Consider the following 14,813-nt stretch of genomic DNA (forward strand, 5'->3'; position numbering starts at 1 on the left):
AGTGGGTAATAATTTGATGCAGACGGACCTTTCCGTCTGGGGTATGTATCAGCACGCCGATATCGTGGTTAAGTGCGTGATGATTGGGCTGATTTTGGCGTCAGTGGTCACCTGGGCTATCTTCTTTAGTAAGAGCCTTGAGTTCTTTACGCAGAAGCGCCGTCTTAAGCGTGAACAGCAGATGCTGGCAGATGCCCGCTCTTTAGATCAGGCAAGTGAGATTGCCGCTGGATTCGATGCCAAAAGCCTGGGTTCTCTGCTGATTAATGAAGCGCAGAATGAACTGGAACTGTCAGAAGGCAGTGATGACAACGAAGGGATCAAAGAGCGTACCGGTTTCCGTCTGGAACGTCGCGTTGCCGCAGTTGGTCGTCAGATGGGGCGGGGTAATGGATACCTGGCAACCATCGGGGCTATCTCTCCATTTGTCGGGTTGTTTGGTACAGTATGGGGCATCATGAATAGCTTCATCGGTATCGCACAAACCCAAACCACCAACCTGGCTGTTGTTGCTCCAGGTATTGCAGAAGCACTGTTAGCGACCGCGATCGGTCTGGTTGCGGCAATTCCTGCTGTTGTTATCTACAACATTTTTGCTCGTCAGATTGGCAGCTATAAAGCGATGCTGGGCGATGTCGCGGCGCAGGTGCTGTTGCTGCAAAGTCGTGACCTGGACCTGAGTGCAAGCGCGTCTGCACACCCGGTACGTGCTGCGCAGAAATTACGTGTAGGGTAATGTTCCATGGCAATGAGCTTTAATGAAAACCTGGATGATAACGGTGAAATGCATGACATCAACGTGACGCCGTTTATCGACGTCATGTTGGTATTGTTGATCATCTTTATGGTGGCAGCGCCACTGGCAACCGTGGATGTGAAGGTGAATCTCCCTGCATCTACCAGTACGCCGCAACCGCGTCCGGAGAAACCGGTTTACCTGTCAGTAAAAGCCGATAACACCATGTTTATTGGTAACGATCAGGTAACCGATGAGACGATGATTAACGAGCTAAACGCGCTAACTGAAGGCAAGAAAGACACCACTATCTTCTTCCGGGCAGATAAAACCGTTGACTACGAAACCATGATGAAGGTTATGGATACGTTGCATCAGGCGGGCTACCTGAAGATTGGTTTGGTCGGTGAAGAGACCGTGAAAGCCAAATAACTCTTGTTGCCGGGTACAGGTTTGACCTTACCCGGCAAGCTTCTCCTGCTATCACTCCCCTGCACGTCTTTTGCCTTATCTGTTCTCGTCCAACGCAACCGTAGTGATTTTTGTGGGCTCATAGTTCCCTTCGGATAGCTTACGGGTCAGGCGCAATGTGGCTGTTTCACGCGCAAGCAGATGCTGGTATGTGCTTTCCAGACGGGCCATGATTTTGTCCCGCAATTCTGGCTGCTGAGCGATGATAGCCTCGATAGTGGCACCGTAAATCTCTTCTTTGGCTTGCAGTGCGTAGATTTCATGACGATTTTGCCATTTCATCCGCACCAGCGCGGCGGGTATAGAAACCATCTCTTGAGCAAGGCTTTCCAGCGTCGCGTTTTTATTGGCTATCAACACAGACAGATTTTGTTTTAAGACAAACTCATCACTTTTGTGGTTATCTAAAGCCAAATAAACATTATTATCTTCAACATCTTTCATTTTATTTCTCTTCCAGAGAATAAAAAATAGGATTGTTGGTTTCGCGAGTAATTAAATTAAGCCAAATTTTGTTGCCTTGTTCATTTATCATGGCTGTTTTTTTGGCCAGAATTTTACTTAATTCCTGGGCGTTAATGTCGCCTTCCGCCTGTAATGAATTGAGCAGACGAGTAAATGACTCAATTTTTGCAGCGCGGAAAAGACGCTCTTTTAAATGGCGATCGCACTCTTCAAATAACATATTCCGGGACTGACCGGTAGTTGCGGAGCTAATCAAAATTTCTGATTCGTAATCACTTAGCGTTATCTTTCCCTGAGTCAAATTTTCACTATTTTCTGTGGTATTTGTATTGTTCGGGGTTGCGGATAAATGAAAACGAGAGGGAACAAGATGCTCGGGAAGCATGTTGAAATATCCTTTGCTGCCAATAATATGATGTTTTTAATAAGGTAGGCCGCGTTGACAATAGCATGGGGTAATTTTAAAATCAAAAAAAATGGAGCCTGCTATGAACAGTATATTTTATTCTGTTATTACCCTGCTATTGCTTACCTGCGGGGTACTTTTGCTAATGCGTAGTGCAAATAAAAACCGTTATGCAGAAGATGTTAACGCACAGCACCAGCCGGAAATGCTAAGTAAAGAAGAGGGAGAAGATCATTTTTCTGCCCTGATGAATTCGATTACTCCGGTATGGTATTGGCGAGTCAATCACGAATATATCGATTTTATCCACTCCACAGTCAAGCGGATGACTATGGTGGAGCTGAATGAAACGCCCGGGCTCTTTGACGCACAGCGGCGTTGTAGCGATCTTAACTCTGCGGTTTATAAGTATTACGACAATATCAAAAAGCGCTGCCTCAGTGGGGAGAAAGTCCCGCACGCCGATCTGGATGTGCTTAACTTGCGGCAGTGCTTCAGGGAGTTTAGCCTGGAAGCCTATCCTGCACTTGTCTCGCTAGTGTGGCCGGAATACCAGCGTCCATTGATCAAAGAGGACGAGGTGTGAGGCGAGATTTACTTGCCCACTCTCATCAGCAGGCCATTATGCCGGGTAGGGCTACACCCGGCGTAATGGTCAGATCGTTACTTGTCTGATGAGGCTTGCCACAGATTGAGCTTGCCGTCAGCGACATGTTTATCGATCTGTGCCAGTTCTTCGGCACTAAATGTCAGGTTTGCCAGTGCCTGAACGTTCTCTTCTAACTGCTCAGGTCGGCTGGCGCCAATTAATACCGATGTGACCCGGTTATCTTTTAGTAGCCAGCTTAACGCCATTTGCGCCATCGACTGCCCACGTTGTTGAGCCATCTCATTGAGCAAACGCAGACTGCTGAGGTTTGCTTCCGTCAGCATATTTTCCGTCAGTCCACGGACTTTTTTCCCTTCACGCTGCATGCGGGAACCATCAGGAATACCGTTGAGGTATTTCCCTGTCAGCAGCCCCTGGGCCAACGGGGTGAAGGCAATACACCCCATCCCGTTGGATTCCAGCATATCCAGCAAGCCGCTGCTGTCTACCCAGCGGTTAAGCAGGTTGTAGGATGGCTGGTGGATAAGCAGCGGAATTTTCCATTCCCGCAGCAGTTCGGCCATCTTCTGCGTGCGCTCTGGAGAATAAGATGAGATGCCGACATACAGCGCTTTGCCACTTTGCACGGCATGGGCCAGCGCGGAAGCGGTCTCTTCCATTGGTGTGTTTTCATCAACGCGGTGCGAATAGAAGATATCGACGTAGTCGAGACCCATACGCTTGAGGCTCTGGTCGAGGCTGGCCAGCAGATACTTGCGTGAACCGCCAGAGCCGTACGGCCCCGGCCACATGTCGTAACCAGCTTTGGTCGAGATAATCAATTCATCACGATATTGTGCAAAATCCTCGCGCAGTAATCGACCAAAATTCTCTTCAGCACTGCCCGGAGGCGGCCCGTAGTTATTGGCTAAATCAAAATGTGTGATCCCTAAATCAAATGCTTTTCGTAGCAGTGCTCGTTGTGAATCCAGAGCTTGAACGTGCCCAAAACTGTGCCATAAACCCAGCGACAGCGCGGGTAAGCGCAAGCCGCTGCGACCACAGTAGCGATAGAGCATTTGCTCATAACGTTCAGGATTGGCAAACCAGGCCATGAGATCTCCTTAGTGCAGGTGAATTTCAAAACAACGTTTCTATTTTAGCGGGTTCGTGGTGAATATCCCGTTCACCAGGTCACATTGGGATGAAAAACTGGGCAAAAACAGATCACTGTGCTTTGCTTAAAAAAACATCACTCAGGAGTGCGACCATGCCACGTTTGACTGCTAAAGACTTTCCGCAGGAGTTACTCGATTACTATGATTATTATGCCCATGGCAAAATATCTAAACGAGAGTTTCTGAATCTGGCGGCGAAATATGCGGTAGGTGGCATGACGGCACTGGCGTTATTCAATTTGCTGAGACCAAATTATGCCCTGGCAACGCAGGTAGAATTTACCGATCCCGATATTCTGGCAGAATACATTACCTATCCATCGCCTGATGGGCATGGTGATGTGCGAGGTTATCTGGTGAAACCCGCGAAGGTGACGGGGAACGTTCCGGCAGTGGTTGTGGTACATGAGAATCGCGGTTTGAATCCGTATATTGAAGATGTTGCACGGCGGGTGGCGAAGGCGGGTTATATTGCGCTGGCACCCGATGGATTAAGTTCACTGGGAGGGTATCCCGGCAATGACGATAAAGGTCGGGAATTACAGCAGCAGGTTGATCCCGTTAAGCTGATGAATGATTTTTTTGCCGCTATTGAATTTATGCAGCGTTATTCGATGACGACGGGAAAGGTGGGGATCACTGGATTTTGCTACGGTGGTGGTGTGGCGAATGCAGCGGCTGTTGCTTTCCCTGAACTGGCCTGTGCGGTGCCCTTTTATGGGCGTCAGGTTCCTGCTTCCGATGTCCCTAAAATTAATGCGCCTTTATTATTACACTATGCAGAACTAGACACACGAATTAATGAGGGCTGGCCCGCTTATGAAGCCGCACTCAAAGCGAATAAGAAAATCTATCAAGCATATATCTATCCCGGTGTTAATCATGGTTTTCATAACAATTCGACACCCCGTTATGATAAAGCAGCTGCTGATTTAGCCTGGGAACGCACTCTTGCCTGGTTTGATAAATATTTGTTATGAAAAACAACGTATTATTTACAGCTCCAGGTTAATTATCTGAATAATAATGCTACCTAATTTCATTAACATTCATATTGATATGACCCGCAGGGATAATAGATAGACTTAAAAAAGTAAAAAAATAAAGAACGTATTATATCTTCTTCATTGCCTGCCGATAACAAGGGGAAGTATCGCCTGATGGCGAATTCCTCATCAATGGCAAGGAAATTATTATGTATTTGCTGAAAAACTTCACTATTCGTATTGTCATGCTGGCAATACTTGGACTTTTTTGCCTGCTCTGGTCGGGCGTGGGTTTATTCAGTCTTCATGCGTTATCAAAAATATCAGAAGGGAATGATATTGATCGCCATCTCGTCAAACAGATGACGGTGCTGAGTCAGGGTAACGATCAGTACTTCCGCTTTGTGACACGCCTGAGCCGTGCAGTGGATGTCAAAATTGGTGGTGGAACGCCTGATTTTACACCTGCCCAGCAATCGCTGGATAATCTGAGCCAGAAGCTCCAGGAGATGAAAACATTATCTCCCGGGCCGATGGACCCGGAAATTTCAGCAGCAGTGCTGGCTAAGTGGCAAGCTTTGCTGGATAAAGGCGTGATACCGCAAATGCAGCTGGCGCAGCAGGGCTCGCTTACGGCGTTTTCGGAACATGCCAGCACGATTACGCCCGCACTGAGCCGTGAATTTGGTGCCAGCGCTGAACGGTTTAATACCACAGCTGGAAAGAGACTTGATGCGACGCGTATTATGGTAGACGGTAAAACGTCGATCATTCGGACACTGATTATTACTGCCGTTATCCTCGGAATTGCCCTCCTTTTCTTCACCGATCGTTACCTTGTTACCATGATGGTGAAACCTCTCGGTCGTATTCGCCAGCAGTTCCGCCAGATTGCCCAGGGCGATCTCAGCCATCCGATTGAAGAATTCGGCCGGAACTGTGTAGGCCAACTGGTCCCTTTATTGTGCGCGATGCAGGACAGCCTGCGTGAAGCCGTCAGTACGATTCGTTCAGGCAGTGACAACATCTGGCGAGGTGCTACGGAAATTTCTACCGGCAATAACGATCTCTCTTCCCGTACTGAAGAGCAGGCGGCAGCGCTGGAAGAAACGGCTGCCAGCATGGAAGAGCTAACCGCAACGGTAAAACTTAACGCCGAAAATGCGCGTGAGGCCAGCCAGCTTGCCGATACCGCAACAGAAACGGCAGGCAAAGGAAGCAAGTTGGTTTCTGAAGTGGTCGACACCATGGACGGTATTGCTGCCAGTTCTAAACAGATAGCAGAAATTACCTCCGTCATTAATAGCATTGCTTTCCAGACCAACATTCTGGCGCTCAACGCCGCCGTTGAAGCGGCCAGAGCTGGTGAACAGGGACGTGGCTTTGCTGTGGTGGCGGGGGAGGTCCGTAATCTCGCCAGTCGTAGCGCCGGAGCGGCAAAAGAGATTGAGACATTAATCGGTGAATCTTCGCGTCGTGTCGATCAGGGGGCTCGACTGGTCAAAGAGACCGGATTAACGATGGAAGCGATTCTACGCGGCGCGACCGAAGTGACCGTTATCATGAAACAAATAGCCTCTGCTTCTGAAGAACAGAATAAAGGTATCTCGCAGGTCAGCGTTGCGATCACTCAGATGGACAGCGTGACGCAGCAGAATGCCGCGTTGGTAGAACAAGTCTCCGCAGCGGCAGTGGCGCTGGAACGGCAAACGGAAGAGCTGCAACGCTCTGTACAGCAATTCCGGCTTTCAGCCAACGATGTGCAATATGCATCGACAAATACCGCTTCCCCCTCCGCAGAAAGCAGAACCTCTGCAGCGCCTAAAACGGACGAGTGGGTGTCCTTTTAATCTGGCACAAAAAAGTGCGTGATACCTCTGGCCTTTGTTTAAAAAATCGCTATATAATTTGTTATATAGCGATTGGAGGTTATGCATGGACAACCATTTTGGTAAGGGCCTGATGGCCGGATTGAACGCCTCAAGTGCGGACAGTGCTCGTTCAGTGGCGAATTTTTGTTCAGATTATAAACGCGGTTTTGTTCTGGGTTTTTCACATCGAATGTTTGAAAAAACGGGCGACCGACAGCTCAGCGCATGGGAAGCGGGGATCCTGACGCGTCGTTACGGGCTGGATAAAGAGATGGTGATGGATTTCTTCAAAGAGAACCAGTCGAGTACAACAATTCGGTTTTTCATGGCTGGCTATCGGCTCGAAGCTTGATCCAAAAGGGGTATTATCTTGCTTTAATTAATTACACTATTGACCTACGCCTTCGTTTTGTTGCTCCGCCGAAGTATTATAATGCACATAACCATATAAAAAGTGTGGTAATGGCGCGCCGATCGCAATAAGCAACATGCGAATGGTGCAAAATAAAAGCCAGGTCTTCGCAACGGAATAACAATAAAATGACTGGAGATAATTCTCTCATCAATTCGAACGGCATCAATCGCCGTGATTTCATGAAGCTTTGTGCAGCACTGGCCGCTACCATGGGGCTCAGTAGCAAAGCCGCCGCAGAAATGGCCGAATCAGTTTCTCGTCCTCAGCGCCCACCGGTTATCTGGATTGGTGCTCAGGAGTGTACGGGTTGTACTGAATCGCTGCTTCGCGCGACACACCCTACAGTGGAAAACCTCGTTCTGGAGACCATCTCTCTGGAATACCATGAGGTACTCTCTGCCGCCTTTGGCCACCAGGTCGAAGAGAACAAACATAACGCTCTGGAGAAGTACAAAGGGCAATATGTTCTGGTGGTAGATGGTTCTATACCACTAAAAGATAATGGTATTTACTGCATGGTTGCCGGTGAGCCAATTGTGGATCATATCCGCAGAGCGGCCGAAGGTGCAGCAGCTATCATCGCTATCGGCTCTTGTGCCGCATGGGGGGGTGTAGCTGCCGCTGGCGTGAACCCAACGGGTGCAGTCGGCTTGCAAGAAGTTCTGCCAGGCAAAACCATCATCAACATCCCAGGCTGTCCGCCTAACCCGCATAACTTCCTCGCCACGGTCGCGCATATCATCACTTACGGTAAGCCGCCGAAGCTGGATACCAAAAACCGTCCGACATTTGCCTACGGTCGTTTGATTCACGAACACTGCGAACGTCGCCCGCATTTTGATGCCGGTCGTTTTGCTAAAGAGTTCGGTGATGAAGGCCACCGCGAAGGTTGGTGCCTCTATCATCTGGGCTGTAAAGGGCCAGAAACGTACGGCAACTGCTCAACATTGCAATTCTGCGATGTTGGCGGCGTGTGGCCGGTGGCTATCGGTCACCCTTGCTACGGCTGTAATGAAGAAGGCGTCGGTTTCCATAAAGGCATTCACCAACTCGCCCATGTGGAAAACCAAACCCCGCGTTCAGAGAAGCCTGATGTCAACATGAAAGAAGGCGGCAACATTTCAGCTGGGGCTATTGGGCTGCTTGGCGGCGTAGTAGGACTGGTTGCCGGCGTCAGCGTGATGGCGGTACGTGAACTGGGGCGTCAGCAGAAGAAAGATAACGCTGACTCACGGGGAGAATAACCGTGAACAGACGTAACTTTATTAAAGCAGCCTCCAGCGGGGCATTGCTGTTGGGCGCAGCGCCGTCCATCAGTCATGCGGCTGCAGAAAACCGTCCGCCGATCCCGGGTTCACTTGGGATGCTCTATGATTCGACGCTGTGCGTAGGCTGCCAGGCCTGCGTCACTAAGTGTCAGGATATCAACTTCCCGGCGCGTAACCCGGAAGGTGAGCAAACCTGGTCGAACAACGACAAACTGTCACCGTATACCAACAACATCATCCAGGTGTGGCGTAGCGGAACAGGTGTTAACAAAGACCAGACCGAAAACGGCTACGCGTACATTAAGAAACAGTGCATGCACTGTGTTGATCCGAACTGCGTCTCCGTTTGCCCGGTTTCCGCGCTGAAGAAAGACCCGAAAACCGGCATCGTCCACTATGACAAAGATGTCTGTACTGGCTGCCGCTATTGCATGGTTGCCTGCCCGTACAACGTCCCTAAATACGACTACAACAACCCGTTTGGTGCGCTTCATAAATGTGAACTGTGTAACCAGAAAGGGGTTGAACGTCTGGACAAAGGGGGGTTACCGGGGTGTGTTGAAGTGTGCCCTGCCGGTGCAGTGATTTTTGGTACGCGTGAAGAGCTGATGGCTGAGGCGAAAAAACGTCTGGCACTGAAGCCTGGCAGCGAATACCACTATCCGCGTCAGACAGTGAACGCTGGTGATACCTATTTGCATACGGTACCGAAGTACTATCCGCACCTGTACGGTGAAAAGGAAGGCGGTGGTACGCAGGTTATGGTGCTGACGGGTGTTCCTTACGAGGATTTGGATCTGCCAAAACTGGATGACCTTTCAACTGGTGCGCGTTCCGAACATGTTCAACATTCCCTGTATAAGGGCATGATTTTACCCCTGGCAGCGCTGGCGGGCTTAACCGTGCTGGTTCGTCGTAATACGAAAAACGACCATCACGATGGAGGAGACGATCATGAGTCATGATCCTAAACCGCTGGGCGGAAGAATAATCAGCAAGCCGGTCATTATTTTTGGGCCGTTAATCGTCCTGTGTATGCTCCTGATCGTAAAACGTCTGGTCTTCGGATTGGGGTCAGTTTCCGATCTGAACGGCGGTTTCCCGTGGGGTGTATGGATCGCGTTTGACCTGTTGATCGGTACCGGTTTCGCGTGCGGTGGTTGGGCGCTGGCGTGGGCGGTGTATGTTTTCAACAGAGGGCAATACCATCCGCTGGTTCGTCCGGCGCTGCTGGCGAGCCTGTTCGGTTACTCGCTGGGTGGTTTGTCGATCACCATTGACGTCGGTCGTTACTGGAACCTGCCGTATTTCTACATTCCGGGCCACTTTAACGTGAACTCGGTACTGTTTGAAACGGCGGTCTGTATGACCATCTATATCGGTATCATGGCGCTGGAATTTGCTCCGGCCTTGTTTGAACGTCTGGGCTGGAAAGTCTCCCTCAAGCGTTTGAATAAAGTGATGTTCTTTATTATCGCTCTCGGCGCGCTGCTGCCGACCATGCACCAGTCTTCAATGGGGTCATTGATGATTTCTGCGGGCTATAAAGTACATCCGCTATGGCAAGCTTATGAAATGCTCCCACTTTTCTCGGTATTAACCGCCTTTATAATGGGCTTCTCGATCGTCATTTTTGAAGGCTCGTTGGTACAAGCGGGTCTGAAAGGTAACGGTCCGGACGAGAAAAGTTTGTTCATCAAGCTGACGAATACGATTAGCGTTCTGCTGGCGATATTCGTCGTCCTGCGCTTTGGCGAGTTGATCTACCGCGACAAGCTGTCGTATGCGTTTGCAGGCGATCTTTACTCCGTGATGTTCTGGATTGAAGTCGTGCTGATGGTCTTCCCGCTGGTGGTGCTGCGTGTCACGAAGCTGCGCAATGACTCGCGTATGCTGTATCTGTCCGCGTTGAGCGCATTGCTGGGTTGTGCAACATGGCGTCTGTCCTATTCGCTGGTGGCATTCAATCCTGGTGGTGGCTACCACTACTTCCCGACCTGGGAAGAACTGTTGATTTCTATTGGTTTTGTGGCTATTGAGATTTGTGCATACATCGTACTCATTCGTCTACTGCCGATACTTCCTCCTTTAAAACAAAACGATCAAAATCGTCATGAGGCGAGCAAAGCATGAGCCAGAGAATTACTATTGATCCGGTAACCCGTATTGAGGGTCATTTACGCATCGACTGCGAAATCGAAAATGGCGTGGTATCTAAAGCATGGGCTTCCGGTACCATGTGGCGCGGTATGGAAGAGATCGTGAAGAATCGCGATCCGCGCGATGCCTGGATGATTGTTCAGCGTATTTGTGGTGTTTGCACCACAACTCACGCTATCTCTTCTGTTCGTGCAGCTGAAAGCGCGCTGAATATTGATGTTCCGGTGAACGCACAGTACATCCGTAACATCATTCTGGCCGCGCATACCACGCATGACCATATCGTGCACTTCTACCAGCTCTCTGCGCTGGACTGGGTGGATATTACTTCCGCATTGAAAGCCGATCCGGCGAAAGCCTCGGCGATGCTGAACGGCGTGTCGTCATGGCATCTGAACAGCGCTGAAGAGTTCACCAGGGTACAGAACAAGATCAAAGACCTTGTTGCCAGCGGTCAGTTAGGTATTTTTGCCAACGGTTGTTGGGGTCACCCGGCAATGCAGTTGCCGCCGGAAGTGAACCTGATTGCGGTCGCACACTATCTGCAGGCGCTGGAATGCCAGCGTGATGCCAACCGCGTCGTGGCGCTGTTGGGGGGTAAAACGCCGCACATTCAGAACCTGGCCGTTGGTGGGGTTGCGAACCCCATTAACCTTGACGGCCTTGGCGTACTGAACCTTGAACGTCTGATGTACATCAAGTCCTTCATCGATAAGCTGAGCGACTTCGTTGAGCAGGTTTACAAGGTGGATACTGCGGTCATTGCAGCGTTCTATCCTGAGTGGCTGGAACGTGGTCAGGGTGCGGTTAACTACCTGAGCGCACCGGAATTCCCGACTGACGGTAAAAACGGTAGCTTCCTGTTCCCGGGTGGTTATATCACCGATACTGATCTGTCTACTTATCGTCCGATCACCTCTCACTCAGATGAGTACCTGATTAAAGGGATTCAGGAGAGTGCGAAACACGCGTGGTACAAAGATGAAGCGCCGCAGGCACCGTGGGAAGGCACAACGGTCCCTGATTACACCGGCTGGTCAGACGATGGCAAATACTCCTGGGTTAAAGCGCCGACCTTCTATGGTAAAACTGTCGAAGTGGGTCCCCTGGCCAACATGCTGTGTAAACTTGCAGCCAAACGCGAGTCAACTCATGCCAAGCTGAATGAAATCATTGCGATTTACACCAAGCTGACGGGTAAAACCATCGAAGTCTCGCAGTTGCACTCTACGCTGGGCCGTATCATTGGTCGTACCGTTCACTGCTGTGAACTGCAGAATGTTCTGCAGGATCAGTACAACGCGCTGATCGTGAATATCGGTAAAGGCGACCACACCACCTTCGTGAAACCGGATATCCCGGCAACGGGCGAATTTAAAGGTGTGGGTTTCCTTGAAGCGCCGCGCGGTATGCTTTCTCACTGGATGGTGATTAAAGACGGCATTATCAGCAACTACCAGGCGGTTGTTCCGTCAACCTGGAACTCCGGCCCACGTAACTTTAATGATGAAGTGGGGCCGTACGAGCGTTCGCTGGTCGGTACGCCAATTGCCGATCCAAATAAACCGCTGGAAGTGGTTCGTACCATTCACTCCTTCGACCCTTGTATGTCATGTGCGGTGCATGTGGTGGACGTTGACGGGAACGAAGTGGTCTCAGTTAAGGTTCTGTAATGCGGATATTAGTCTTAGGGGTCGGCAATATTTTGCTGACCGATGAAGCCATCGGGGTACGTATCGTTGAGGCATTAGAACAACGATACATCCTGCCAGACTATGTTGATGTTCTGGACGGTGGTACGGCTGGGATGGAGCTTCTCGGCGATATGGCGAACAGAGATCATCTGATTATCGCTGACGCCATTGTGTCGAGAAAAAACACGCCGGGAACGATGATGGTCCTGCGGGACGAAGAGATTCCGGCGTTGTTTACCAACAAAATCTCACCGCACCAGCTTGGCCTGGCCGACGTTTTGTCGGCCCTGCGTTTTACCGGCGAGTTTCCGAAAAAACTGACCCTGGTGGGTATCATTCCGGAATCGCTGGAACCGCATATCGGGCTGACGCCGACAGTTGAAGCGATGATTGAACCTGCGCTTGAGCAGGTTCTTGCTGCGCTACGCGAGTCTGGCGTTGAAGCTATTCCACGGGAGAAGGCACATGTCTGAGGAGTTCTTAGGCTTTCAGACAGCCCCGAAGCAGCAAATTCAGGCAGCGTTTGAAGAGGTTTCCCGACGTTCGATGCACGATCTTTCTTTCCTGCATCCGAATATGCCGGTGTATATCTCTGATTTTACGCTGTTTGAAGGGCAGTGGACGGGATGTGTTATCACGCCCTGGATGCTCAGTGCACTGATTTTCCCCGGGCCGGATCAGATCTGGCCCGTGCGTAAAGTCAGTGAAAAAATCGGGCTGCGTTTACCGTATGGTGAGATGACATTTACTGTTGGTGAACTGGATGGTGTATCGCAATACCTCTCCTGCTCGCTGATGTCGCCGCTTTCGCACAGTCTGTCGGCACAGGAAGGTGTTCGCCTGGCTGACGATTGTGCGCGGATGGTGTTATCGCTACCGGTAAGTGACCCGAATGCGCCGCAGATGGGGCGTCGTGCGCTGCTGTTGGGCCGACGGAACTGCGAAAATGCATGAGCTGTCTCTTTGTCAGAGCGCGGTTGAAATTATTCAGCAGCAGGCAGAGCAGCACGATGTAAAACGTGTTACCGGCGTTTGGCTGGAAATTGGGGCGCTCTCGTGTGTTGAAGAGAGTGCCGTCCGTTTCAGTTTTGACATCGTATGTCAGGGAACACTGGCGCAGGGATGTGAACTGCATATTGATTACAAACCCGCCCAGGCCTGGTGTTGGGATTGCAGTCAGGTTGTAGAGATCACCCAGCATGATGCACAGTGTCCTCTCTGTCAGGGCGATCGTCTGCGGGTAGATGCTGGCGATTCACTGAAAGTGAAAAGTATTGAAGTCGAATAGCCCATAGGTTGCTATGGGGCGGAGTCAGATATGTGTATTGGAGTCCCTGGTCAGGTTCTGGCCGTTGGTGAAGATATTCACCAGCTTGCGCAGGTTGAAGTGTGCGGCATCAAGCGTGATGTTAATATTGCCCTGATTTGTGAAGGCGAGCCTGCCGAACTGGTTGGGCAATGGGTGCTGGTGCACGTAGGGTTCGCCATGAGCATCATTGATGAAGATGAAGCTAAATTCACGTTGGATGCACTTCGCCGCATGGAGTATGACGTTACCAGTGCGTGATAACTGGTTTGTGCCTGATGGCGCTGCGCTTACCAGACCCACGTCTTGTATGTCGGCCGGATGAGGCATTTTGCCGCCATCCGGCATTTTATATTAACCCTGACGTTTATCTTCGGTATGGGTATCGAAGTCGCTGGCATCATGGCGTTCATGAAGCTGCTCATTCAGCGGTCCGTTAGTGCGGTTTACAATGCGGCCACGCTTAACTGCCGGACGTGCTGCAATCTCTTTTGCCCAACGCTGAACGTGCTTGTAGCTACCCGCATCAAGGAATTCTGCCGCATCATAGACATTCCCCAATACCACATTGCCAAACCACGGCCAGACCGCCATATCGGCAATGGTGTACTCATCTCCCGCCACAAACTGATGATGTGCAAGTTGCTTATCCAGCACGTCGAGTAAACGCTTGGCTTCCATGGTGAAGCGATTGATTGCGTACTCAATTTTAACCGGCGCGTAGTTGTAGAAGTGGCCGAAACCACCACCGAGGAAGGGGGCAGCACCCTGTAACCAGAATAACCAGTTCAGCGTTTCGGTGCGTTTTGCCAAATCCTGCGGCAGGAAATAACCATATTTTTCTGCCAAATAGAGCAGGATCGAACCAGATTCAAAGACACGTACTGGCGGGTTTTGTGAATGGTCGCGCAGCGCCGGGATCTTAGAGTTTGGATTCACTTCAACAAAGCCGCTGGAGAACTGATCGCCATCGCCAATACGAATGATCCAGGCATCGTATTCCGCACCCTTTACACCCTGCGCCAGCAACTCTTCCAGCATAATCGTCACTTTCTGACCGTTTGGCGTACCCAGCGAGTACAGCTGCAATGGATGTTTGCCGACCGGTAGCGTTTTCTCGTGCGTTGCACCGGAAACCGGGCGGTTGATATTGGCGAATGCACCGCCGTTTGATTTTTCCCACGTCCAGACTTTCGCGGGCTGATAAGTGTTGTCTGACATGTTGACCTGCCTTCTGAGTGGTTGTGTTGAAGCAGTGTAGCAGCTAG

General features: G+C 50.5%; 18 protein-coding genes. 14 read left to right on the top strand and 4 right to left on the bottom strand.

The genetic code is table 11. From position 1 onward, the window contains the following. The first annotated feature begins 1 nt into the window (after window position 1). Together exbB and exbD are read left to right on the top strand one after the other, a co-directional pair. Window positions 2-736, top strand: coding sequence for a tol-pal system-associated acyl-CoA thioesterase (gene exbB / locus OGX95_RS11485; protein ID WP_286629496.1), 735 nt, complete (start codon window positions 2-4; stop codon window positions 734-736). Window positions 737-742: 6 nt separating this feature from the next. Further along, window positions 743-1,168 carry a TonB system transport protein ExbD gene (gene exbD / locus OGX95_RS11490; protein ID WP_048213224.1) on the top strand — a complete coding sequence of 142 codons (426 nt, stop codon included), beginning with the start codon at window positions 743-745 and terminating at the stop codon, window positions 1,166-1,168. A 75-nt stretch (window positions 1,169-1,243) separates the two neighbouring features. On the opposite strand, the gene OGX95_RS11495 is transcribed toward exbD, so the two are convergent. Then, complete coding sequence (locus OGX95_RS11495; RefSeq protein ID WP_005123132.1) at window positions 1,244-1,651, bottom strand: hypothetical protein; 408 nt, start codon at window positions 1,649-1,651, stop codon at window positions 1,244-1,246. A 1-nt stretch (window position 1,652) separates the two neighbouring features. After that, entirely contained in the window at window positions 1,653-2,057 is a 405-nt protein-coding gene (locus OGX95_RS11500; protein WP_286629497.1) for a hypothetical protein, read from the bottom strand. A 103-nt stretch (window positions 2,058-2,160) separates the two neighbouring features. On the opposite strand from OGX95_RS11500, the gene OGX95_RS11505 reads away from it, so the two are divergent. Then, the gene (locus OGX95_RS11505) at window positions 2,161-2,664 is read left to right on the top strand and encodes an ESA_00282 family adhesion-associated protein (protein WP_353655424.1); all 504 of its coding nucleotides are present in this window, start codon (window positions 2,161-2,163) and stop codon (window positions 2,662-2,664) included. Between the two features lie 77 nt (window positions 2,665-2,741). On the opposite strand, the gene OGX95_RS11510 is transcribed toward OGX95_RS11505, so the two are convergent. Further along, complete coding sequence (locus OGX95_RS11510) at window positions 2,742-3,782, bottom strand: aldo/keto reductase (RefSeq protein ID WP_286629499.1); 1,041 nt, start codon at window positions 3,780-3,782, stop codon at window positions 2,742-2,744. A gap of 155 nt (window positions 3,783-3,937) precedes the next feature. Between OGX95_RS11510 and yghX the strand changes: the two genes are divergently transcribed. From yghX to hybG, 11 genes are all read left to right on the top strand, one after another. Next, the gene (gene yghX / locus OGX95_RS11515) at window positions 3,938-4,825 is read left to right on the top strand and encodes a YghX family hydrolase (RefSeq protein WP_286629727.1); all 888 of its coding nucleotides are present in this window, start codon (window positions 3,938-3,940) and stop codon (window positions 4,823-4,825) included. A 215-nt stretch (window positions 4,826-5,040) separates the two neighbouring features. Further along, a complete protein-coding gene (locus OGX95_RS11520) occupies window positions 5,041-6,681 on the top strand; it encodes a methyl-accepting chemotaxis protein (protein ID WP_286629500.1) in 1,641 nt (546 codons plus the stop codon). Window positions 6,682-6,766: 85 nt separating this feature from the next. Beyond that, entirely contained in the window at window positions 6,767-7,054 is a 288-nt protein-coding gene (locus OGX95_RS11525; protein WP_048213218.1) for a DUF2623 family protein, read from the top strand. A gap of 188 nt (window positions 7,055-7,242) precedes the next feature. Next, on the top strand, window positions 7,243-8,361 hold the full coding sequence (gene hybO / locus OGX95_RS11530) for a hydrogenase 2 small subunit (protein WP_016154493.1): 1,119 nt from the start codon (window positions 7,243-7,245) through the stop codon (window positions 8,359-8,361). Between the two features lie 2 nt (window positions 8,362-8,363). Then, entirely contained in the window at window positions 8,364-9,350 is a 987-nt protein-coding gene (gene hybA / locus OGX95_RS11535) for a hydrogenase 2 operon protein HybA (RefSeq protein ID WP_286629501.1), read from the top strand. Further along, window positions 9,340-10,518, top strand: coding sequence for a Ni/Fe-hydrogenase cytochrome b subunit (gene hybB, locus OGX95_RS11540; RefSeq protein WP_005123144.1), 1,179 nt, complete (start codon window positions 9,340-9,342; stop codon window positions 10,516-10,518). Before hybA ends, hybB begins: the two co-directional genes overlap by 11 nt. Then, window positions 10,515-12,218, top strand: coding sequence for a hydrogenase 2 large subunit (hybC, locus tag OGX95_RS11545; protein ID WP_286629502.1), 1,704 nt, complete (start codon window positions 10,515-10,517; stop codon window positions 12,216-12,218). Before hybB ends, hybC begins: the two co-directional genes overlap by 4 nt. Next, the gene (locus tag OGX95_RS11550) at window positions 12,218-12,712 is read left to right on the top strand and encodes a HyaD/HybD family hydrogenase maturation endopeptidase (protein WP_271449640.1); all 495 of its coding nucleotides are present in this window, start codon (window positions 12,218-12,220) and stop codon (window positions 12,710-12,712) included. The genes hybC and OGX95_RS11550 overlap by 1 nt, the downstream gene beginning before the upstream one ends. Further along, entirely contained in the window at window positions 12,705-13,193 is a 489-nt protein-coding gene (hybE, locus tag OGX95_RS11555) for a hydrogenase-2 assembly chaperone (protein ID WP_286629503.1), read from the top strand. Before OGX95_RS11550 ends, hybE begins: the two co-directional genes overlap by 8 nt. Beyond that, window positions 13,186-13,527 (top strand): hydrogenase maturation nickel metallochaperone HypA, encoded by a 342-nt coding sequence (hypA, locus tag OGX95_RS11560; protein WP_045447504.1) that lies wholly within the window; start codon window positions 13,186-13,188, stop codon window positions 13,525-13,527. Before hybE ends, hypA begins: the two co-directional genes overlap by 8 nt. Before the next feature lie 30 nt (window positions 13,528-13,557). Then, window positions 13,558-13,806 carry a hydrogenase maturation factor HybG gene (gene hybG / locus OGX95_RS11565; RefSeq protein WP_048213216.1) on the top strand — a complete coding sequence of 83 codons (249 nt, stop codon included), beginning with the start codon at window positions 13,558-13,560 and terminating at the stop codon, window positions 13,804-13,806. A 93-nt stretch (window positions 13,807-13,899) separates the two neighbouring features. Here hybG and yghU read toward each other — a convergent pair whose 3' ends face one another. Beyond that, window positions 13,900-14,766, bottom strand: coding sequence for a glutathione-dependent disulfide-bond oxidoreductase (gene yghU / locus OGX95_RS11570; protein ID WP_286629504.1), 867 nt, complete (start codon window positions 14,764-14,766; stop codon window positions 13,900-13,902). Window positions 14,767-14,813: the final 47 nt, after the last annotated feature.

Origin of the sequence: Citrobacter sp. Cu233, from assembly GCF_030332225.1 — a bacterium.
In the GTDB taxonomy this organism is placed as follows: Bacteria; Pseudomonadota; Gammaproteobacteria; order Enterobacterales; family Enterobacteriaceae; genus Citrobacter.